The sequence below is a fragment of the Rhizobium sp. CG5 genome, from assembly GCF_023701945.1.
Lineage (GTDB): Bacteria > Pseudomonadota > Alphaproteobacteria > Rhizobiales > Rhizobiaceae > Allorhizobium.
Genome location: NZ_JABAEF010000007.1, coordinates 1 through 20708 on the forward strand (window position 1 = coordinate 1; position 20708 = coordinate 20708).

General features: G+C 61.4%; 24 protein-coding genes and 1 pseudogene. 13 read left to right on the forward strand and 12 right to left on the reverse strand.

Going from position 1 to position 20708, the window contains the following annotated elements; genetic code table 11:
• Nucleotides 1-180: 180 nt before the first annotated feature.
• The 5 genes from HGO38_RS12890 to HGO38_RS12910 all read right to left on the reverse strand — a co-directional run bounded on the left by HGO38_RS12890 (nt 181) and on the right by HGO38_RS12910 (nt 4680).
• The gene (locus tag HGO38_RS12890; protein WP_250956301.1) at nt 181-564 is read right to left on the reverse strand and encodes a Rid family detoxifying hydrolase; all 384 of its coding nucleotides are present in this window, start codon (nt 562-564) and stop codon (nt 181-183) included.
• Between the two features lie 29 nt (nt 565-593).
• Entirely contained in the window at nt 594-2099 is a 1506-nt protein-coding gene (locus tag HGO38_RS12895) for a tripartite tricarboxylate transporter permease (protein ID WP_250956302.1), read from the reverse strand.
• A gap of 20 nt (nt 2100-2119) precedes the next feature.
• Nucleotides 2120-2593 (reverse strand): tripartite tricarboxylate transporter TctB family protein, encoded by a 474-nt coding sequence (locus HGO38_RS12900; RefSeq protein WP_250956303.1) that lies wholly within the window; start codon nt 2591-2593, stop codon nt 2120-2122.
• 65 nt (nt 2594-2658) lie between these two features.
• A complete protein-coding gene (locus HGO38_RS12905) occupies nt 2659-3630 on the reverse strand; it encodes a Bug family tripartite tricarboxylate transporter substrate binding protein (RefSeq protein ID WP_250956304.1) in 972 nt (323 codons plus the stop codon).
• Nucleotides 3631-3642: 12 nt separating this feature from the next.
• On the reverse strand, nt 3643-4680 hold the full coding sequence (locus HGO38_RS12910) for a glutamate cyclase domain-containing protein (protein ID WP_250956305.1): 1038 nt from the start codon (nt 4678-4680) through the stop codon (nt 3643-3645).
• Nucleotides 4681-4871: 191 nt separating this feature from the next.
• Here HGO38_RS12910 and HGO38_RS12915 point away from each other — a divergent pair, with 191 nt between their 5' ends.
• On the forward strand, nt 4872-5750 hold the full coding sequence (locus tag HGO38_RS12915; protein WP_284739414.1) for a LysR family transcriptional regulator: 879 nt from the start codon (nt 4872-4874) through the stop codon (nt 5748-5750).
• 249 nt (nt 5751-5999) lie between these two features.
• On the opposite strand, the gene HGO38_RS12920 is transcribed toward HGO38_RS12915, so the two are convergent.
• Genes HGO38_RS12920 through HGO38_RS12945 form a run of 6 tightly spaced genes read right to left on the reverse strand, consistent with a single transcriptional unit; the run spans nt 6000 to nt 11815 of the window.
• Entirely contained in the window at nt 6000-6524 is a 525-nt protein-coding gene (locus HGO38_RS12920; protein ID WP_250956307.1) for a hypothetical protein, read from the reverse strand.
• On the reverse strand, nt 6517-7827 hold the full coding sequence (locus HGO38_RS12925; protein ID WP_250956308.1) for a hypothetical protein: 1311 nt from the start codon (nt 7825-7827) through the stop codon (nt 6517-6519). Before HGO38_RS12925 ends, HGO38_RS12920 begins: the two co-directional genes overlap by 8 nt.
• Nucleotides 7824-8585: an ABC transporter ATP-binding protein gene (locus HGO38_RS12930; protein WP_250956309.1), complete on the reverse strand. Its 762-nt coding sequence runs from the start codon at nt 8583-8585 to the stop codon at nt 7824-7826. Before HGO38_RS12930 ends, HGO38_RS12925 begins: the two co-directional genes overlap by 4 nt.
• Complete coding sequence (locus tag HGO38_RS12935) at nt 8582-9634, reverse strand: FecCD family ABC transporter permease (protein ID WP_250956310.1); 1053 nt, start codon at nt 9632-9634, stop codon at nt 8582-8584. Before HGO38_RS12935 ends, HGO38_RS12930 begins: the two co-directional genes overlap by 4 nt.
• Nucleotide 9635: 1 nt before the next feature.
• Nucleotides 9636-10721 carry an ABC transporter substrate-binding protein gene (locus HGO38_RS12940; RefSeq protein WP_250956311.1) on the reverse strand — a complete coding sequence of 362 codons (1086 nt, stop codon included), beginning with the start codon at nt 10719-10721 and terminating at the stop codon, nt 9636-9638.
• 50 nt (nt 10722-10771) lie between these two features.
• The gene (locus HGO38_RS12945; protein WP_250956312.1) at nt 10772-11815 is read right to left on the reverse strand and encodes a hypothetical protein; all 1044 of its coding nucleotides are present in this window, start codon (nt 11813-11815) and stop codon (nt 10772-10774) included.
• A 106-nt stretch (nt 11816-11921) separates the two neighbouring features.
• Between HGO38_RS12945 and HGO38_RS12950 the strand changes: the two genes are divergently transcribed.
• From HGO38_RS12950 to HGO38_RS12960, 3 genes are read left to right on the forward strand one after another with little or no spacing between them, the layout of a single operon-like run.
• Nucleotides 11922-12149 (forward strand): hypothetical protein, encoded by a 228-nt coding sequence (locus tag HGO38_RS12950; protein ID WP_250956313.1) that lies wholly within the window; start codon nt 11922-11924, stop codon nt 12147-12149.
• Nucleotides 12113-12412, forward strand: a complete 300-nt coding sequence (locus HGO38_RS12955) for a hypothetical protein (RefSeq protein ID WP_250956588.1) — start codon at nt 12113-12115, stop codon at nt 12410-12412. Before HGO38_RS12950 ends, HGO38_RS12955 begins: the two co-directional genes overlap by 37 nt.
• Nucleotides 12340-12528 carry a hypothetical protein gene (locus HGO38_RS12960; RefSeq protein ID WP_250956314.1) on the forward strand — a complete coding sequence of 63 codons (189 nt, stop codon included), beginning with the start codon at nt 12340-12342 and terminating at the stop codon, nt 12526-12528. Before HGO38_RS12955 ends, HGO38_RS12960 begins: the two co-directional genes overlap by 73 nt.
• Here HGO38_RS12960 and HGO38_RS31260 read toward each other — a convergent pair.
• Nucleotides 12488-12644, reverse strand: a pseudogene (locus tag HGO38_RS31260) (IS6 family transposase); the annotation flags it as partial. The gene HGO38_RS12960 and the pseudogene HGO38_RS31260 overlap by 41 nt on opposite strands.
• Before the next feature lie 200 nt (nt 12645-12844).
• Here HGO38_RS31260 and HGO38_RS12970 point away from each other — a divergent pair.
• The 9 genes from HGO38_RS12970 to HGO38_RS13010 all read left to right on the forward strand — a co-directional run bounded on the left by HGO38_RS12970 (nt 12845) and on the right by HGO38_RS13010 (nt 20602).
• Nucleotides 12845-13804 carry a LysR family transcriptional regulator gene (locus HGO38_RS12970; RefSeq protein ID WP_250956315.1) on the forward strand — a complete coding sequence of 320 codons (960 nt, stop codon included), beginning with the start codon at nt 12845-12847 and terminating at the stop codon, nt 13802-13804.
• A gap of 316 nt (nt 13805-14120) precedes the next feature.
• Complete coding sequence (phnF, locus tag HGO38_RS12975) at nt 14121-14876, forward strand: phosphonate metabolism transcriptional regulator PhnF (RefSeq protein WP_250956316.1); 756 nt, start codon at nt 14121-14123, stop codon at nt 14874-14876.
• Nucleotides 14866-15342, forward strand: coding sequence for a phosphonate C-P lyase system protein PhnG (gene phnG / locus HGO38_RS12980; RefSeq protein WP_250956317.1), 477 nt, complete (start codon nt 14866-14868; stop codon nt 15340-15342). Before phnF ends, phnG begins: the two co-directional genes overlap by 11 nt.
• Nucleotides 15342-15914 (forward strand): phosphonate C-P lyase system protein PhnH, encoded by a 573-nt coding sequence (gene phnH, locus HGO38_RS12985; protein ID WP_250956318.1) that lies wholly within the window; start codon nt 15342-15344, stop codon nt 15912-15914. Before phnG ends, phnH begins: the two co-directional genes overlap by 1 nt.
• Nucleotides 15914-16996 carry a carbon-phosphorus lyase complex subunit PhnI gene (locus HGO38_RS12990; protein ID WP_250956319.1) on the forward strand — a complete coding sequence of 361 codons (1083 nt, stop codon included), beginning with the start codon at nt 15914-15916 and terminating at the stop codon, nt 16994-16996. Before phnH ends, HGO38_RS12990 begins: the two co-directional genes overlap by 1 nt.
• Nucleotides 16993-17907 (forward strand): alpha-D-ribose 1-methylphosphonate 5-phosphate C-P-lyase PhnJ, encoded by a 915-nt coding sequence (locus HGO38_RS12995; RefSeq protein ID WP_250956320.1) that lies wholly within the window; start codon nt 16993-16995, stop codon nt 17905-17907. The genes HGO38_RS12990 and HGO38_RS12995 overlap by 4 nt, the downstream gene beginning before the upstream one ends.
• Entirely contained in the window at nt 17904-18731 is an 828-nt protein-coding gene (locus tag HGO38_RS13000; RefSeq protein WP_250956321.1) for an ATP-binding cassette domain-containing protein, read from the forward strand. The genes HGO38_RS12995 and HGO38_RS13000 overlap by 4 nt, the downstream gene beginning before the upstream one ends.
• Nucleotides 18732-18738: 7 nt before the next feature.
• Nucleotides 18739-19446 carry a phosphonate C-P lyase system protein PhnL gene (locus tag HGO38_RS13005; RefSeq protein WP_250956322.1) on the forward strand — a complete coding sequence of 236 codons (708 nt, stop codon included), beginning with the start codon at nt 18739-18741 and terminating at the stop codon, nt 19444-19446.
• Nucleotides 19433-20602 carry an alpha-D-ribose 1-methylphosphonate 5-triphosphate diphosphatase gene (locus HGO38_RS13010; protein WP_250956323.1) on the forward strand — a complete coding sequence of 390 codons (1170 nt, stop codon included), beginning with the start codon at nt 19433-19435 and terminating at the stop codon, nt 20600-20602. Before HGO38_RS13005 ends, HGO38_RS13010 begins: the two co-directional genes overlap by 14 nt.
• Nucleotides 20603-20708: the final 106 nt, after the last annotated feature.

Here is a 20708-nt window from a genome sequence, read left to right on the forward strand (position 1 = left end):
GACGGGGGTAGTGGTCTGCGCCTGAGTTTGATCTGCTGTTATCGGCATGATTGGCCTCCAGAGAGTTTTCTAGCGACCTCACTCTGCCACGGTGCAGGCCGCTACTCACCCCTGATGGGATCTCAAGGCGAATCATGCAAAGGCTGCCCCATTCTTTGATGCGGTCAACGCATTGAGCAGTCATTCGACACACAAGATGACAGCCTCAATTTCAACGTTGGCGGCTTTTGGGAGCGCGCTGACCTCGAAACATGCGCGGGCGGGAAAAGGCGCATGGAAAAAGCGGGCATATTCTTCGTTCAGTTCACCGAATTTCGACATGTCCGTAATCAAAACGGTCGTCTTGACGGTTCTGGAAAGGTCGGTTCCTGCTGCTTTGGCGATCGCGGCTATGTTGGCAAGGCATTGGCGCAACTGTAGCACCGGGTCATCTGAGACGATTGCCCCGGTTTCCGGATCGAGAGGCAACTGGCCGGAGACGAAGAGCATCTGCCCACACCGGATGGCTTGAGAGAAGGGGCCGACGGCGGCGGGGGCGTCAGCGGTGGCTACGGGAGTAAGCATGGTGTTTTCCTATTCCGGGTGAAGAAGGTCTATTCGCTGCCTTCGGCAAAGATTGCGGCGCGCTTGCGCCGCACGCCAGGCAGCGCAATGAAGATCAGCGCGATGAGGGCAAGGGAGAGAAGGGTGAGGCTGATCGGGCTCGCCACGAGCGCGGACCAGTCGCCGCGGGAAAAGATCAAAGCCCGGCGCAAATTCTCCTCCAGCATCGGTCCGAGGATAAAACCCATCAGGAAGGGGGCGGGTTCGCAATCGAGCTTGACGAGAACGTATCCCAACAGTCCGAAGCCGCTCAGCAACGCGAGATCGACGAGGCTGAGGTTGATCGAATAGACGCCAATGGCGCTGAACAGCAGGATGGCCGGAAACATGAAGTGATAGGGAGTGGAGAGAAGTTTCACCCACAGGCCAACCAGCGGCAGATTCAAGACAAGCAGTATCAGGTTGCCGACCCACATGGATGCGATCAGACCCCAGAACAAGCTGGGATTGGTGGTCATTACACTTGGACCAGGCTGGATGCCCTGGATCATCAGGGCGCCGATCATCAGGGCCATGACGCCGTTACCTGGGATGCCGAGTGTCAGCATCGGGATGAAAGATGTCTGCGCACCGGCATTGTTGGCGGCTTCGGGGCCGGCAACGCCTTCGATGGCGCCATTTCCGAACCTGACAGGGCCTTTCGAAAGCTTCTTTTCCAGAGTGTAGGACGCGAATGAAGACAGCGTCGCGCCGCCGCCCGGCAACACGCCCATCAGGGAGCCGAGGCCGGTACCCCGCAGAATAGGCATGGCCATCCGCTTGAAGTCGTCACGTGAGGGTACGAGACTGCTGACGCGGCTGATCGAGGCGGGCGTGCCGCCGGATTCAAGGTTACGAAGGATTTCTGCAATTCCGTAAATGCCCGTGGCAAATGCAACGAAATTAATGCCGTCGTAGAGATCCGGTATGTTGAACGTGAAGCGCTCGAGTCCGGTATAGACGTCAGCCCCGGCAATTCCGAACAGCAGTCCCAGCACGATCATCGCAATGGCCTTCAGCACCGGTCCATTGGCGAGCGTGACCGACAGGATCAGGCCGAAGACGATCAAGGCGAAATATTCAGGCGGGCCGAACCGCAGCGCCATTTCACCAAGCGGGATGGCAAAGGCGGCAACCACCAGGGTTGCGATTGTACCGGCAACGAACGAACCGATTGCCGCCGTTGCAAGAGCCACGCCAGCTCGCCCCTGCCGCGCCATCTTGTAACCATCGATCGCCGTCACTGCGGACGATGCTTCGCCGGGAAGGTTGACGAGAATGGCAGTGGTCGAGCCGCCATATTGCGCGCCATAGTAGATACCGGCGAGCATGATAAGCGATGTCGACGCATCAAGGCCGAACGTGACCGGCAGGAGAAGCGCGATCGTCGCCGTCGGACCAATACCGGGAAGTACGCCGATCAGTGTCCCGAGTAGGCAGCCAAGAAAGCAGTAAAAGAGGTTGTCCATGGTCAGGGCCGTCTGGAGGCCGAGCACAAGGTTCGCAACGAGGTCCATGATCGCGGTTCCTAGTGTGGTTAGAATGGCATCCAGCGGGGGAAGGCCGGCAGGGGAAGGCCGAGGCCCCAGATAAAGATTGCCGTCGTTGCGATCGCGAGGACGAACGAAGTGGCGATCCGGACCGGCATCCGCATGCCGGATGCGGCGAGCGTTCCCACGAATGCAGCAATGGCGGACGCCGGAAGAAAGCCGAGAGGGCGCACCAGCACCCCAAAAACCAGTGGCGTCAGCAGCGCACAAACGAAACGCGAAGGCCGAACGACGGTCATCACGTCACCGGATGTCACGGCCCCTCGAACCGCCACCGCGAAACCGATACAGGCGAGCAAGCTTGAAAGGATCAGAGGAAAGAAGCCAGGTCCCATCTGCGCCGCGTTTCCGAACGGATAAAACCATGAGATTCCGCCGAAAGCAGCCGCGAAAGCCACGAGCAAGCTGCCTGCGACGAGATCCTTTTTCACGCAAACGGTAGGGGTATCAGTATCGGTCATGATTGGGTCCTTAAGACAAAGGGGCTGCGATGCGAAATGCAGCCCCTGGCGGCTCAGGTCGAGCCCTATTTCGCAGCGAGATCAAGCCGCTTGATCAGCGCCGAGAATGTCTCGCCTTCGCTTGCTATCGTTTTACGGGCCTCATCGGGCGAACTGGCCACCACCGTCGCACCAAGTTTGGCCAAACGGTCCTTGACCTCCGGCTTGGCAAGGATCTTGACGACCTCTGCGTTCAGTCGGTCGATGACAGCTTTCGGCGTCCCGGCCGGGGCGAGCATTGCGCTCCAGGAGCTTGCATTATAATCGCCGTAGCCGGACTCCGCTACCGTCGGCACGTCCGGAAATTCCGGCGAACGTTCCTTGCCGCCCACGGCGAGCAGCTTCAATCGCCCCTGACGAACAAGGCCGCTCACCGAGGGCAATGTGTCAAAGGCCATTGTCGCCACGCCGCTGATTAGATCCGGATGGGCCGCCGCGCTGCCGGCATAGGGCGCATGCACCATGTCCAACCCGGCAATATCCAGAAACCACTCGGAGAAGATATGGACGTTACTGCCGATGCCGGCGGAGGCAAACCCAAGCTGGCCGGGTCGCTGCTTCACATATTCGACGAATTCGGCCAGGGAATTCACCGGCAGCGCGGCCGGCACGACCAGGCCGACCTGCGTGCGGGCCATCAGTGAAATCGGCTCAAAACTGGTGGCCGGGTCGTAGGGGAGGTTGGGTATCAAAGCCTTGCCGAGAACATGGGACTGAACCACGACTTCGAGCGTGTAGCCATCAGGCTCGGCGCGGGCCACGAAGGTGCTGCCAATGGAGCCGTTGGCGCCGGGACGGTTTTCGACGATGACCGGCTGACCGAGCGCCGGGGAGAGGTGTTCTGCCACCAGGCGGGCGGTAATGTCGCCCTGTCCGCCCGGAGCATACGGCACGATGATCTGAATGGTTCGGTCTGGATAGGTTTGGGCGGCGGTCTGGCCGGTCACGCCGGCAAGTAAGCCGAACGTGAGGGCTGCAGCCTTGACGAGTTTTTGCATGGAATTCCCCTGTTATCGTTTCATTTGGCCGTGGGAAAGCCCGCGGTCGGGCTCACCGATGTTGAGGCGCACCATGTCTCTGAGCAGCTGGACAATTGCCATCGAGCTCTCCCCTTCCGTGCCGTCGACGATGAAGCGGGAGGTGCAGTAGCGCATTTCCCAGCCGCCGGCATCGAGGCAGGCCGTGATGATGCGTTTTTCGAGTTCCGGCGTCTGTACGAGATCCTGCTTCTTGAGCAGGAAGCCGAGCATGGCGGCTACGCCATAAGCACCCCAGTTGGATACCGAGGCAGGCAGGAAGATATCGGTGGCCGTGACGGTAATTGCGCCGCCCGGCTTGTCGGTTTGGGTCTCGCGGCCGTAGGGATGGAAATCCTGCATGAATGGATGGATGCGGCCAAAGCCGATCTCATTGCCGTTGTCGCCGATACCAATGGTGAGGATACCCTGTTCGGTCGCCTTGTCGATCAGCGGTGCGACATTGACGCAGCCTTCCGGCGCAACGCCGGTCGAATAATGGACGATGCCACTCTCGTTCGGGCCAAGGCGCTCTATGGTGATGATGGCTTTCGGCTTCATTTCCTCAAGCAGATTGGTGGCCCAGCTATCGATTTCCGCCTGATCTTCCGGTGCGGTAACGATGGCACCGCCCATGCGGCGCGTCTTGGCAAGATGGTAGTCCCGGATCATGATGCCCGCGGCATTGCTGGACGCCACCATGGGTGGGGCATGGCACACTTCGGTGACATAGACGGGAACAGCTTTCAGCCCCCAATAAAGAGCCCGGGCAAGCGCTGCCGCGCCGGGAGGGCCATCGCTTTCGCCGTTTGGAACTTCAGGCGCATAACCGGCGCCTGTGACGATGAATACAACGTCGCCTTCGCCGACACGCTCCACCAGTGCTTCGGCAGCCCGGGCGGTGATCGGGCGCCCGCCGCCTTCACGCCGTGCTTCCTTGTAGATCGGTGCGATGATGTTGTGGTTCATGCCGCGATTGCGCATTTCCACGGTGACGAGGCGGTCTACATATTCGCCGATGATATCTGGCATTTGGGTCTCATAAGTGGCTAGAACTTCCCAAAGCTAATGATAGCAGCCGGACATTTGCCAATCGAATTATCGCATCAAGCATCAGCTTTTCGAATACGGGCGGCCAGAATTTTTCGTAGTTTTAAGGGTGCTGACATTTCTGCATAAAAAATATACACGGCTATATGCGCACATTAAATCACCGCCAGCTGATGGGATTTCGGGCCGTCATGATCACCGGCAGTATGACGGGAGCCGGTCGTATCCTGCATCTGAGCCAGCCAGCCGTCACGAGGCTCATCAAGGATCTGGAGCAGGAGCTGCAGCTCGCTTTATTCACACGCTCCGGATCCGCCGTGAAGCCGACCCCACAAGCCCTTGATTTATTTCGTGAAGTTGAGCGTTATTTCGATGGTGTGGAGCGTATAGTCGAGACTGCGCGTCATCTGCGCGATCGTCGCGGCGGGCGGCTGAGGGTCGCGGCGATGCCGACGCTGTCTTCCCGCTCGCTTCCCGAGGCTATCCGACGGTTCAAGGCGATCGAGCCTCAAGTCGATTTTTTCATTCACTCCGACACGTCGCATCACATCATCGATGCCGTATTGAGAAACGAATTCGACGTCGGGTTCGGGCGCGTGCCGCCGGAGCGCACAGATATCGAGCACCTGCCGATGCCCACCTCATCGGCAATCTGCCTCCTGCCACGGCACCATCACCTTGCAAAAAAGCAGTCTATTTCCGTCTCCGATCTTCAAGGTGAGCCGCTTATCGCGTTGGGAACGAGCAGTCTCCTTCGTCTTCAGATCGAAAGTGCTCTTGAGGCGGGAGGAATTCGGTCGGGGGCCACGATCCAGACATTGTATTCGAACACCGTGCCCAGCTATGTGGCGGCAGGCCTCGGCATTGCCGTCACGGACATATTTTCGGTTCTGGGCGCCGACAGGACGAATATCGAAATTAGACCCTTTACGCCGCAGCTGACATTCGATTTTTCGGCGATCTATCCGCCCGGCGAACGATCACCACTGGCAATCGCTTTCGCGCGTCTCATGCGCGCCGTCGTGCAGAGCGACATTAATGAGATCGGTTAACCGGTTTGCAGGTGCCAGCCGCACTTGCAGCTCTCAATAAGCTCAGAGGAATTCAACGGTCAAATATCGTGCGTTTGCACCAGCCGTCATGCATTGAAACCAGCAATCCTTGGTTCTTTGGTTCGGTGCCCATCAAGGCGGTGTCTTTTTCGCTGTGGTGCATTCCGGTGCAAGCGATAACGAACCCCTGATTCGCTTCATGACCAGAGTGGCGACCTGTCAGCCACCATCTGAGTCATGCGCCGTTTGTTATTTGACATCCAAAGCGACAACGGAAGCATTGTAGATTTGCTCTGCAACCAGTGGCCGCAGTCGGTTCGCCATTTCAGCTTTCAGGGCTTCGTGGCGCAAGACGTCCTCTGCTGTCTTATCCATCTTGGCGCCAAGGGTCACAAACTCCTCCCTGACATGCCCGGGTTTTATCACTGCTTGCACTGTCTTGCCGCGATATGTGAAGCGGAAGACATAAGGCCCTGGATGGTCGCTGATGACGTCCTTGCCGCCAATCGACTTATCAACGACAAGACGTCCGTCAGTCAGGGCGCGCGTCACCATCTCGAGCGCATCCCGGCCGCCGGGACCGGAGAATGCCGTCAGTACCGAAATTTCCCGCCTTTCCAATGGCATATCGGACAGCAGTGGAAACGCGGCCTGCATCGCTTTCAATCCATGTACCACGCCACCAGGAAATCCGCCGCCGTGATAGGCGTTGATGTCGTTGAAGGAAAAGGTCAGATCCTTACCGTTTTCACGGACCGTGATGGTGTCATACATCGAGATAAGCCTTTAGGTTCGGCACGAAGCGATCGAGAAACCGCGTTGTGGCCGGCATGAAATGTGATCCGTGATGGAACATCGGATCGAGCGAGGAAATGATCATCCGGCCGCGCGTCGAAACTGCGTCCTCGTAGAGGATGGCGCGGCCTTCGCCGTCGCAGGCAAGCACGGTCGCGCCTTCCGGTGGAACAAACCAGCCATGCAGGTGCCACGTCGCGTCCCTGTCGCCGATGCCACGCATCAGCGGGTGGTCCGCTGCGGCATCCGTGACTTTGACCCCGAGGTTGGCCGAGGGATCGAGCCACCACCACCAATTGGTCGGCGTACCGATGAAATCGATCGCGGGTAACCAGAGATCCGATCGGCTTTCGCCGAGCGCGACAACGGTTCCACCTGACTGCAGATGCCGCAGGATGGTGCCTTTCTGGGCAATCATGCGATTTGCCGGCGTGCGGCACGGGACCCAGAGCACATCATCTGGCTGTAGCACATTGGAAAGCTGCTCCGGCGTGCAGATGATGTCGAAGATGGCTGTATAGGCCGGGCCTTCCAGGCTGCGGATGTGGTAGTAGGTGCCCGAGGTCGGCGCGACAATGCGCCCGCTCTTCCGGCTGGACATACGTAGGCCGCCATAGCTTTCGACCGGCGCGAGCGGCAAGTCTTCCGCAGCGCTGGCAGGGCGGAGCGGCCACGGATCGAGGCAGGCTCCACCATTGGTCCAGGCGATGATCCGACGGGTGAGTTCCGGCGCGAGGTTCCATTCATGCCCCATCGAGCCGAGATCGTTGCCGGCATGGGAGAAGATGCGGCCACCCTTCGGCCGTGCCCAGACCCAGTCAACCGGCACATTTGCCGCTCCCAGCCCGTTGATCGCAACCGCGCCCTCCGGCAGCGGATTGCAGCCGCGTCCGTAGAAGCCGGCGACACCCTTGTTGGTCTCCAGCATCTTCAGGTCGATGCCCTCAAAAAGGGGATGCGGATTGATCGAAGAGAGATCGAAGTCGGCCCGCTTCGGATCGGCGATAGGGCGATACTGTGCCGCGCCGTCGATTAGGGTTCGGACAAAATGCCCATTGAAGAACCAACGTCCGCCCGCGTCGAGAAAGGCGGCGATCGCATCCTTCATCGCCAGCATGGCATTCTGGTCGAGCTGATTGTCGGTCACCAGCCCCTTGTGGGCGCGCAGAATATCAGCCGTGAGGTCTGCCTGGGCGACGATTGTCACTTCGCCACGGGCCGCTGCCTCCCTCACGCTGTCGGAAGGCTCGTCGAACGAGGATTTCAGATGGATCGTGGTCATGCCGCGACTCCTATTCCGGAGAACGCGGGCAGGATGGCGCGACGCGGTTCACCGGTCGGGCCAGTCACCTCGACCCAGCGCATCGGCACACCGTAGAGTTCGGAGAGAAGATCGGGCTGGATCATCTCGGCTACGGTGCCGTGCACCTCGTGCCCACCCGGCATCATGAGCAGGATATCGTCGGCTGCTGCCAAGGCATGGTTCGGATCATGTGTGGTGAACAGGATCGCCTTGTCTCTTCGCAGCCTCAGCGTGTTCAGAAGTTCCAGCGTGCGCGATTGATTACCGAGGTCGAGCGCCGAAGTCGGTTCGTCGAAAATCAGCGCAGGCGAACCGGTGGCAAGCGCACGGGCGATCAACACCAGCTGTCGCTGGCCACCGGACATGCGGTCGTAGCGCATATCCGCCAGGTGGCAGGCAGCCACTTCGATCAGCGCCTCCTGCGCCGCCGCGTGGTCGTCCGCCGAAGGCTGGCCGAAGAGCCCAAGCCTTGCCGCGCGGCCCATGACGACAACCTCCAGTCCAGACAGTTTGGCCTGCGAGGCGCCGTGCTGCGGCACATAGCCCGCGATCTTCGGCGCCGTTCGTGCGCCCTCCGCCAGCGGCTGAAAACCGAGCAAGGCGCGCAACAGTGTGGTTTTGCCGCGCCCATTGGGGCCGAGAATCGCCATCGATCTACCGATGGGCACGGTGAATGTGATGCCGGAAAACAGCGTGCGACTGCCGAAGGAAACGGATGCGTCGGTAAGCCCGATCATGTGCGGTTCGTCTCCCTGAAGTGGCGGCGCAGCAGATACCCGAAGACCGGGGCGCCGACCAGCGCGGTCAGGACGCCGAGCGGAATTTCCGCGGCGGTCAGTGTGCGCGCCATCGTGTCGATGAAGGTGAGATAGGCCGCGCCGAGAAGTGCTGAGGCCGGGATCAGTGCGCGATGATCCTCTCCAACGAGAATGCGCGCGGCGTGCGGCACGACAAGGCCGATCCAGCCGACAATGCCGGCCACCGCCACCGAGGTTCCGGTCATCAACGAAATGGCGATGAAGATGTACCAGCGCTCGCGGTCGGGATTGACGCCGAGCGAACGCGCCTCCTGTTCCTCCAGCGCCAAGAGGTTGAGGCGGTAACGCAACAGCCAGACAACGAACAGGCCGAGGCCCATACCCGGCACGGCAAGCCAAAGGCGTGGCCAGGTGGCGGTCGAGAATGAGCCCATCAGCCAGTAGACGATGGCGGGCAGGGAGGTATTGGGATCGGCGACGAACTGCACGACGGAGACGAGGGCCGCAAACAGGGCCCCGACGATCATGCCGGCCAAAATCACCGTGATCACCTCGGTGCGGCCATTGATGCGAGCAAGAAGCCCGACCAGGATCAGCGCCAACAGGCCGAGGATGAAGGCCATGCCGAGGAGGACGACGCCGGAATAGCCGAACAGGATGGCAAGCGCTCCGCCGAAGGCCGCACCTTGGCTGATGCCAAGCACTTGCGGCGAGACCAGCGGGTTGCGGAACACGCCCTGCAGCGCCGCGCCGCCGACGGCAAGGGCTGCGCCCGACAGCGCCGCCAGCAGCACGCGCGGCAGACGCACGAGCAGCACGATGCGCTCATCCATCTGGGTCGGCGCGGCACCCTGGTTGAGCATCGCCGCAAGCAGGATCTCGCCGATTCGTGCCACGTCGACGGAAAAGCGCCCGGCCCCGATCGCAAACAGCATGCTGGCGATCAGCGCCAGCACCATGAGCCCGAATGTGCCGATCCGGAAGCCGATCAGGCTTCGGCGCCCCCTCTCAGTCGCCGCCATTGCCATCTTACTTCGCCTTGAACTGGGCGTAGTTCGTGGCGTCGCCCTGCATGCCGATCCATAGGATGCCGTCGATGTCCTCGTCGGTCAGGTCGTAGCCGTAGAGCGTCTTGTAGGCTTGTTTCATCTCGCCGCGCAGGTCGTACTGGAAGATGTCGGGATGCATCAGATTGGCGAGCCACATCCAGGTCAGCGGGCTTTCCTGGTTCGGCGGATCCCAGCGATAGCCGCCGAGCGGCATCTTGTAGACCTTTTTCTCCTGGGCGGCCTTGGTCAGCGACAGGATCGGGTCGTCATAGATCCGCTCAAGGCCGAGCTTGGCTTCGAAACTGTTCAGGAGAATGACGTCCGGGTTCCATTCGGCAATCTGCTCCCGGCTGATCGTCGTGCCCTGGCCTTCGAGATCGGCCGAGACGGAGACGGCACCCGCGAGGTCGACGTAGAAGGCGGCATAATTGCCCTTGTCGCCCGACGCAGTCAGGCTTTCCAGCGCGCGGCCGAGATAGAGGATCCTCGGCTTCTTCTCGACTGGAATGTCCTTCGACCGAGCGGCCATTTCGGCGGCCACCTGGTCGCGCCAGCCATTTATCATCTCGGCGCGCTCAGGCTTGCCCATCGCAGTCGCCACCATCGCCTGGTACTGCTTGGTCTTCTCTTCCGAACCGTAGGAGATCAGAAGGGCATTCAGGCCGGCATTGACAATCGGGTCGACCAGGTCCGGGCCGCGATCGGCCCACTGGATGACCAGTTCGGGATTGGTGGCCGCCAGTTCCTCGACATTCGGAATGAAGTTCGGCGCGGTGATGTCGGACGGAATATCCTTTGCCTCGGGGAAGATCTTGCCGAGCACACCCTCGACGATTGCCGATTTGGCGGTCGGGTTCATGCCGACGAGCTTCGAGGTTCCGCCGTCCATGGCGATGATGGTCGACGCCATCGGGATCGGGATCGACGCGATCCGCTCGACAGGCTTTGCCAGCGTGACGGTGCGGTTTTCGTGGTCGGTGATTGTGATCGGGTCGGCGAGTGCGACAATTGGCTGGAGAACGGTGAGTGCTATTCCCGCGATGGCGATGGGATATCGGATGTTCATTGAATGTCTCCAAAAGCGGATTGATTTGTGTGAGGGGTTTGATTGGCGCATCAACGGGCCTCAGCCACGAAGCGCTGTGGCAGGAGGCGCTGGGCACGGTGGCAGTCGCACAGGCCCCAGGACAGGTTTGGATAGGCTGGCCTTTTCGACCGTGCAGCCGCGCCGCTCGCAGCGAACGTCGACATGAATGGCAGCCAGGCAATGGCCGGCTGGCTCGACAGCATGAGATGCCCACCGCGCTCCAGGTAGGCTAGAAAATTGGCGGCCCTGCTGCGCAGAAAGATTTCGTCCGTGTTGTTGGGGATGTAGATGAAATCGGAGTGACGCAGCACGGCGTCATCGAGATCATAGAGACCGTGGTAGCGAAGGCTGATGCCAGTCCCCTCGAAGGTTTCGGCCAGACCCGGCGGTTCCCAGTCCCACGTGCTATCCAGCGCGCGCACATAGGTGAGGCTTAAAGTCCTTCTTTCCCGGTCGATCCCGAGTTCGCGATTGAGCCATGGATAGAATGCTTCGAGGAACCGCGTGGTGGCCGGCATGAAGCGCTCGCCGTTGTGGCCGGGCGGATCGAGCGTTGTGACCATCAGGCGGCCGCGGCCTTCAAGATTTTGGAAGTCCATGAAGAGGCTGAGGCTGTCGTCGTCAAGCGTCAGGATGTGCTCGACTTCGGGATGTTTCTCCAGCGCTCCCATCCAGTGCCAGTTCATGTCGGCAAGTGAGATAGCATCGCAAATGGGATGCCGAGGTTCCGGCTGCCGGACCTCGAGATAGGGATTGGGGCGTGTCCACCAGAGCCAATCCCGCGCGTTGACCGGCTGCCATTTGAGATCGACCACATCAATGATGTTTTCCGTGTCGCGGATCGAAAAGACGATGAGAACGCCGCCATTGCGGACATAGTCGTTCAATTGCCGGGCGTGCGCTCTCAATGCGACGCAATCTATGGTATCCCGAATGACGATGGCGGCGTAGGCGCCGAGATCGTGCCGATCGAGTTCACGAAGATAGAGCATGTTGTCGAGCAGATGGGCAAAATCCTGGAAACTGCGCACCTGCGCGGCATTGCCCCATGTCACATACCCTATCTTTTCCATACCCCGTCCAGTTTTCATGCAGTCGCAACTGGCAGATATCTAAACATGATATAAATAGTCAAGATAAAATATCAGGGTCGCGACCTAACGATGCGGGGCAAAGATCATGAAAACTGTTGTTTCTACCTGCCTTGCGGCAATGCGGGCGGTTTCGCTCGCTCACGCCGCTGACAAACCGATCAGCTTCGAGGATTACCGCGGGCAGAAGATCGAGTTGGCAGCGCCGCCCGAGCGGCTCGCAACGATCATCCGGGCAGCGCCGTTCATCTACTATCTGCCGATCGTACGACCGATGACATGGTGGCGGTCAACGCGGATTCGATTGCCCGTATAAAGAACTTCATCTATGCGGATCTCATTCCCGAATTGCTTGAACTCGACGGCACGGCCGCCCGCGACGGCTTCGCCCTGAATGTCGAGGCGATCCTGGCAAAAAATCCGCAGCTGGTGATCCAGGCCATGCACAACCCGGACCTGACCACGGCCGTCTGCTTCCGGTCCCCATCTTGCTCGGGTCGATCTACATGCTATTGGTCGACGACATCGCACGAACCGCTACCGCGGCTGAAATTCCGGTCGGCATCCTCACGTCATTGATTGGCGTCCGGTTTTTGCCGTCCTCTTGCGGCGTATGCAGAGCAGGGGCTGAAAGAGTGATTGTGACCGACCTCGGCCACGCTCCCGGAACATCTCTTCCAGGTACCGATGGCTGAGCGGATAGCGTAAATACTAAGTCCGCCTGCACGACCAGCCATGCCTGGAAATGGCGACCTTTAAAATCGTCTTTCGACTTGAGCTTCCGCTTTTCTGCAATGGCATTCAGAATCATCGACACGCTCCACAACATCTCGAGCGGAAATTTCTCTTCCGACGGTCAACATGCCATTAAGCGCGGAAATTTGCGACAAGCCCCGAAACCATGCAGGCGGCTTCTCGATTATCGGCGCATGCGGTGCGCAAAATGCGTTGCACCCGGACAGAGACTATGGTGTCGTGGCGCCTGAACTTCCAGGGCATACGGAATCCCATATGGCATTTGGATCGAAGCTCGATACCCGTTCGCTGGAGGTCTTCCTGGCGGTCTGCAATGCCGGCAGCATGACCGGGGCAGCCAAATTCCTCGGCATTACCCAGGGTGCAGTCTCCCAGCAGATCGGCAAGCTTGAGGAGAGTTTGAACCTGAAGCTGCTCGAGAGAGACAATCGCGAACTGCGGCTGTTGCCGGCCGGGCTCAATCTGCAGCATCATGCCCGTCGCGTGGCAGACGAATTGCGCGCCACCGAGCGTTCGATGCAGCAGTTCCAGGGGTTCAGCTTTCCGAGTCTCTCCATCCGCATCATGGACACTTTGGGCAAGACCCTCACCAACACCGTGGTGGATACGCTGCAGGGGGTGAGCGAGGCCATGCAGGTGCGCGGTTCCGTCACCTACCGGCACCGGGAGGACCTGTCCGCCGGCGTCATCGACATGGTGATCTCGGCCCAGCCCTTCGATCCCGAGGTGTTCGAGATTCACCCTCTGTTGGTCGAACCCATCCTGCTATTGGTGCCCAAGGGCATGGTTGACCGCGACAACGTCAATCTCGACCAACTGGCCGGCCTGTTACCTTTTGTGCGCTACGCCCACCGCCGCCATCTCGGCGGGCTTGCCGATGCCTACCTCAAGCAGCACATGGTGAGTATCGTGCGCTCTTTCGAGATAGACCAGACCACGGGCGTGATCGATACAGTCCGTCACGGCAAGGGCTGGGCTATCACCACGCCCTCCAGCCTGCTGGACCCGCTGTTCGAAATCGACGAGATCGATGTGGTTGCGTTACCGGCGCCGGTTCCGACCCGCTCCATCAGCCTTGTTGTGAGGCCTGGTCGCTTTTCCGACCTGCCGCTGCGGCTGGCGGCCAATTGTCGCGAACATCTGCGTCACGATATCAAATTGCGCCTTTCCAGCATTCTGCCTGCCGTCAGCGCGCCGATAATACTGGAAGCCTGAGCATTTCGACCAAATCGCACGCAACGTGCGTCGTAGCCATTAGTCCAGCTAATGGGTATATCCAATACATTGATTTTGCAGACATATGTTGAATTTCAGCAGAATTTGACCTGTTTTTCCACCTTGCGCCGCCCCACCTAGACCGGCATAACGGGCTGCATCTAGACAAATTTTTCGAGTTGAGCCGGGTCACGGCGAAATGGAAAACTGGATCAATCTCACCCGATAATCAACAGGCAGTCAACCTGACTGCGTCATCGCCGCGTCATACGATTCCGCTATTCAGGATTCATTCGAATGAATCGGAACGGAGCCGATGCAACGAGACAGCTGGCAAACCATCAGGGATCGCCTCGCAGGTGATATCGCTTCGGGCAAATTGGCACCTGGGGCGCGGCTGCCGACCGAACCGGAACTTTGTGCCGCCTTCGGCGCCGGGCGGCATTCGGTCAGAAGGGCAGTTGCGTCGCTGGCTGTCGAAGGCAAGCTCAGGGTCGAGCAGGGGCGTGGCACCTTTGTCGAGGCGGTGCCGCTGATCACCTACCAGATCGGCAGGCGTACTCGCTTTCGCCAGAATCTGCTGGAGCAGGGGATTTCGCCCAACGGCGAGCATCTTCTGGCAGAGATCATTCCAGCGCCCGCCAGGGTCGCTGCCGCACTGGCGATTGCGGACGGAACTCTGGTGCATCGCGTTCTGCGGCGCGGTCTTGCCGATGGCGTGCCCATCAACCTGGGAATGGCCTTTCATGAAGCCGCGGTGTTTCCGGACCTGGGCGCCCGCCGCGCTGGGGGCACCTCGGTCACCGACATCTATCGGGATCACGGTATTGCCGACTACTTCCGCAAACGCACCACGATCTTCACCCGGCGCGCCGAACCCGACGAAGCGCGGCTGCTCGCACAGCACGTGGATCATCCCGTGATGGTGCTGACAAAGACGGACGTGACCGCTGAAGGTCGCGTTATCGGTTATTCCGAGGCGGTCTGGGCCGGCGACCGGGTGCAGTTCAGCTTCGACAGCCTGGACGATGCCGCTCCCGGCGGCGAGGAAAGGAATTCCGATGATCGATGAACTCGCTGTGTTCGATGATTTCCCCGGCGTCGCCGACGCCGGTGCGGCGAGCCACAGCCATTGGCTCGACACCCTGGCGCGCGCCGACGACCAGGCAATGAAGGCGATGGCCGAGGACCTGCTGCCGCTGCTGGGCGAGGTCGAGGTGGTGCAGAGCCGCACCGGCCTGGTAATGCTGCCGCTGCGCGACACAGTCGCGGGCACGGATTTCCATTTGGGCGAGGTGTTGGTGGCGGAGGCGCATATCCGCCTGCCGGGAACCGCCATCGAGGGCTACGGCATGGTCACCGGCCGCGATCTGGAACGCGCCATGGCGATGGCCGTGATCGATGCCGCCGCCATGGCGGGAACGGAGGCTGATCGCATTTCCCGCTTCATCGACGCCGAAGCCGATCGTATGCGCGCCGTGGACGACGAACGGCTGCGCGCCGTGGAAGCCACGCGCGTCGACATGGAGACTTTCTGATGAACATCGCTATCGCAGACCCCTTGTCGCCGATATCGGCACCCGCGCGCAACGCTGCCGAAGTGAGGGCCAACGCCACCTATGAAGCGCTGATGTGGGCGCTGGCCCGACCCGGCGCTATCCGCAGCCTGCCGCAGACCGACATCGTCGCCGTCGTCGAAACCCTGGTTGACCGGGAGTGCCGGGTCTTCGCTGCCAGTGCAGACCTGCTGCCGGCCATTGCTGCGACCGGCGCCGAACTCGTGTCGGCCGACGAGGCGGACCATGCCTTCCTATCGCTCGACACGGCCGCTGGCCTCTCTGCTCTGGCTGAAGTGCCTGTTGGCTCGCATCTTTACCCCGATGACGGCGCGACGGTCTTCGCCCGGGCACAGATTGGGCAGGGTCGCCGCCTGCGCCTTTCCGGCCCGGGTATCGAGGCATCAGTCGAAATACAAGTGGGAGGGCTCCCGGACGAGATCTGGTCGATCCGCGCGGCGCGCTGCCTTTATCCCACCGGTTTCGAGCTTTTCCTGATCGACGGCAACAGGGTGCTCGGCCTGCCGCGCTCCACGACGATAGAGGTGCTGTGATGGCTTATGTGGCAACCCGCGGCGGCGAACGCGCCATTGAACAGTCCGAACGGCTGTACCGCGCCGAACTCGGCACAATCGACGCCGCCCGCGTGACGGAAATCCGCCGCGCGCTGCCCTGGCTGATCGACCGCGTGATGGGCGAGGCATCGCTCTATGAGCCCGACCTGGCGGCTCTTGCGCTCGCGCAATCCGGCGGCGATCTCTACGAGGCCGTGCTGTTGTTGCGCGCCTGGCGCACCACCCAGCCGCGACTGGCGATCGCCGAGCCAGTGACGCAGGACAGGTTGTTCACGGTGCGCCGCATCTCCGCGGCGTTCAAGGATATACCGGGCGGTCAGGTGTTAGGGCCAACGCTCGACTATTCGCACCGGCTGCTCGCCACTGGCGTGCTGGAGGGCAAGCCCTTTGTGTCGCCGCAGGTCGAGCCTGCGGCACGCCCCGCTCCCGCCCATCAGCCGTCGCTCGCCGCCTGGCAGAAGGCCGCCGGCCTCGTGGCGGATGTCGAGGCGTCGCCGGTTGCGCCCGATGATATCCCGGACCTGACCCGCGAGCCGCTGCTGTTTCCGGCCAAACGTGCACACACGCTGCAAAGCCTTGCAAGGGCGGATACGGGGGGTGTTCTTGCGTTCGGTTATTCGGCCATGCGCGGCTATGGCAATGCCCATCCGACCGTCAACGAGTTGCGGCTCGCCGAAGCCGAGGTCAGGGTTCGCCATCCCCGCGGTACCGTGTTTTCTGCCGGCCGCGTCAAGGTCTCCCAGGCTGAAGTGACCACGAAGGGCAAGTCCGGCAAGCTCGAACTCGGCTTCTGCGCGACGCTCGGCTGGAACGAGGTCAAGGTGATCGCTGGCGCGACGCTCGACCTTAATTCGCCCGGCGCGCCGAAAAATTCGCCGGTCAACGAGGAATTCTTCCTCTATCACACCGAGCCGGTGGAAGCCTCGGGCTTCTGCATCCACTTCAAGCTACCGCATTACGTCACCTTCCAGTCCTCGCTCGACGCGCTGCGTGATGCCAAAGCCAAGAAGGCTGCACCGGCCGCGCCCACCGCCCCCCAACGCCAGGAGGAGCCGGCATGAGCCTCGCAAGCCTCACCAAACCATGGGAGGCCTTCAGCTACGGCTTCCTCGATGCCTCGGCCAAGCGCGAGATGCGCCGCAAGATGCTGAAGGCGATTGCCGTTCCCGGCTGCCAGATGCCTTATGCCAGCCGCGAAGTGCCGATCGCGCGTGGCTGGGGCACGGGTGGATTGCAGGTGACGTTGACGCTCATCAATCCGTCTTCCTCGATCAAGGTGATCGACCAGGGCGCCGACGACAGCGTCAATGCCGCCTCGATCCGTCGTTTTCTCTCTCGCGTTTCCGGTGCCCATGAAACGCTGGACACGCTGGAGGCCTCCATTCTCCAGAGCCGCCATCGCATCCCCGAGGAGAAGATGCGCGACAACCAGATCCTGGTGCTGCAGGTGCCGAACCCAGAGCCGCTGCGCCCGGTCGAGCCGAATATGTCGATCGCCCGGCAGATGCATGCCGATGCCGATTACAGCCGGCTATGGCTGACGCTCTACGAGCAGATCGTGCGCTCCGGCCGCATCATGCAGGGTGCGGCCTATCCGGCGCTGGTGAACGGCCGGCACGTGATGACCCCTTCGCCGATCCCGCGCTGGGATGTGCCGAAGCTCCATATGGCGCGGCACCTGACCTTCCTGTCGGCCGGCCGGGAAAAGCGGCTGTTCGCCGTGCCGCCTTTCACCCGTGTCGAGCCCCTGGTGTTTTCCGACGTGCCCTACAAGGTCGAGGACCATGGCGGTCTCACCTGCCATCGTTCCGGCGTGAAAGGCTATTTCATGAACGAAATACCGCAGGATGACGGCAGTTCGGCCCATGAACTGTCCGACAGCCAGTTCGGTGTCAAGGCCATTCGCCGTGCAGAGGGCGAGACGGTAGCGACTGGCGAGACCTGGTATCAGAACGGGGAGTTGCGCTCATGACGGTTCAGGACAAGCACATCACAGCCGCCTCGATGCAGCACTTGCCGCCGCAACTGATGACCACCCCACCGCTGTTGACGATGACCGACGTCGTCAGGCGTTACGGCGATGTCGTGGCGCTGCAGGATGTCTCGGCGACGGTCTATCCCGGCGAGGTGCTGGGCATCGTCGGCGAGAGCGGCTCGGGAAAGTCGACGCTGCTGCGCATGATGAACCTGGAAGATACGCCGGATGCCGGCGACTACCGGCTCAATCTGCCTGGCCTCGAAGGCAATCTCTTCGACCTCGATCGCTTCCAGCGCCGCATGCTCTGCGCCCGCCAGATCGGGATCGTCTACCAGAACCCGCATCTCGGCCTGCTGATGAACCATACGAGTTCCGGCAATGTTGCGGAGAGGCTGCTGATATCGGGCGAACGCAGCTTTGAGGCCCTGCGCGGACGGGCAAGGGAAGCGCTCGATGCCTCGGAATTCCCGCTTGCCCGCATGGATGCGCGGCCGTTGGAGCTCTCCGGTGGCATGCAGCAGCGGGTGCAGCTTGCCAAGGCGATCGCGCTTGAACCGGCACTGCTTTTGCTGGACGAACCGACCACGGGTCTTGACGTCAGCGTGCAGGCGCTGGTGCTCGACACGCTCAAGCGGCTGCAGCGCGACCGGTCGATCACCATGGTGATCGTCAGCCACGATCTCGGCGTCATCAGGACCATGGCCGACCGGGTGATGGTGATGCGGCGTGGCCGCGTGGTGGAGCAGGGGCTGGTCGACCAGATCTTCCAGGACCCGCAGCACGAATACACCCAGCAACTCGTCCATGCCAAATTATGAGGTCCTGATGCAACCGGTTCTTCACGTCGAGGCGCTTGCCAAGACCTTTCACATGCATCACCTGGATCAGCGCCTGCATGCCTTTGCCGGAATCGGCTTCACCTTGCATGCGGGCGAATTCCTGCTGCTCAAAGGTCCCAACGGCGTCGGCAAGTCGACGCTGCTGCGCACGCTCTACCGCAGCTATCTGCCGCGATCAGGGCATATCTGGTACCACACTGCGGAGGGTCGTATCGATCTTGCCCGCGCCGCCGATGTCGATATCGCCCTGCTGCGCCGCCGCGAGATAGGCTTCGTCACGCAGTTCCTGATTGCCAGGCCGCGGGTCGCAGCGGAAGAGATCGTGGCTGAGCCGTTGCGTCAGGCGGGCGTTTCCCATGCGGATGCGCTCGCCGAAGCCCGGCGCTGGCTGGAGGAATTCGGCGTCAAGCGCGATCTCTGGCGGGCCTATCCCACCACCTTTTCCGGAGGAGAGCAGCAGAAGGTCAATCTGGCCCGCGCGTTGATCCTGCCGCAGCGCCTGCTTCTGCTCGACGAGCCGACCGCTTCGCTCGATGTCAACGCGCGTGCCGCACTCGTGCGCCGGCTTGCCGATCTGAAAGCCCAGGGCGTGGCCATGATCGGTGTATTCCATCACCCCGGCGACGTGGCAGGCCTCGTCGACCGCGACATCGAACTGAAGGCCGAGGAGGTCAATGACAATGTGGATTTCTGATTTTCGCGTGGTACTTGCCGACCGCGTCATCGAGCGCGGCTCCGTCAGGGTAGAGCACGGCAAGATCGCCGAGATTGCGGAGGTGGCGGTTGCCGGCGCCGAGATAGCGGGCGACGGCCTGCTGCTGCTGCCGGGCTTCGTCGACATGCATGGCGATATGGTGGAGCGTGAGGTGGAGCCTCGCCCCAACGTGCCAATGCCGCTGGAACTGGGTCTGCGCGATCTCGACCGGCGGCTTGCGGTGGCCGGCATCACCACGGCCTATGCAGCGGTGTCCTTCAGCCCTTCGTCCACCTATGGCCATCTGCGCAGCTACGAACATACCAGCGCGATCATCCGGGCGCTCAAATCGATGGGGCCACAGCTGCTGGTCGATCACCGCGTTCACGCCCGCTTCGAAATTACCTTTCCCAAGGCTCTTTCCGTCATCGAGGCACTGATCGGCGAAGGTGCTGTGGACCTGATTTCCCTGACCGACCACACGCCCGGCCAGGGCCAGTATCGCGATATCGAACGCCATGTGGAAAAAATGGTGCGAGAAAAGGGCGTGAGCCGCGACGAGGCAGCGCAGTCGGTGGCCAGGCGCATCGAGGATCGCACCCAGCCGGCCGAAGTCATAACTGCTACGCTGAACGCCATTTCCGCGACCTGCCGCGCCAACGGCGTAGCGCTCGCCAGCCATGATGACGATACGCCGGCCAAGGTGGCGCTGATGCGCGATCTCGGCGCTGCGATCAGCGAGTTTCCGGTGACGCTGGAGGCCGCTCGCGAGGCCCGCGCCATGGGTCTTGCGACCGCCATGGGTGCGCCGAATGCGTTGCGAGGCCAATCCTATTCCGGCAATCTCTCGGCCCGCCAAGCCCATGCCGAGGGCGTGCTCGACATCCTGGCATCCGATTACCACCCCTCCGCCATCCTGCCGGCCATCCTCGAACTCGCCAAGGCAGACCCCGCCGGCCTCCCCGGCGCCACGCGGCTGGCGACGCTCAATCCCGCTAAGGCGCTTGGTCTGTCCGATCGTGGCGAGATCGCTGTCGGCAAGTCCGCCGACTTCGTCATTGCCGACGACAGTGGCATCGGCCATGTCCGCGCCACGATCCGCAACGGCGGCAAGATCTATTCCGACGGCTCGATCATCCGCCGCCGCGCCGCCTGACAGGCCGACGTATTGCAACATGACAGAGGCCGGCAGCGAAGGTTGCCGGCCTCCTGTTGTCTGTGTCCCTTCGACGTCATCCGGTCGATCGGACTAATATTGGATC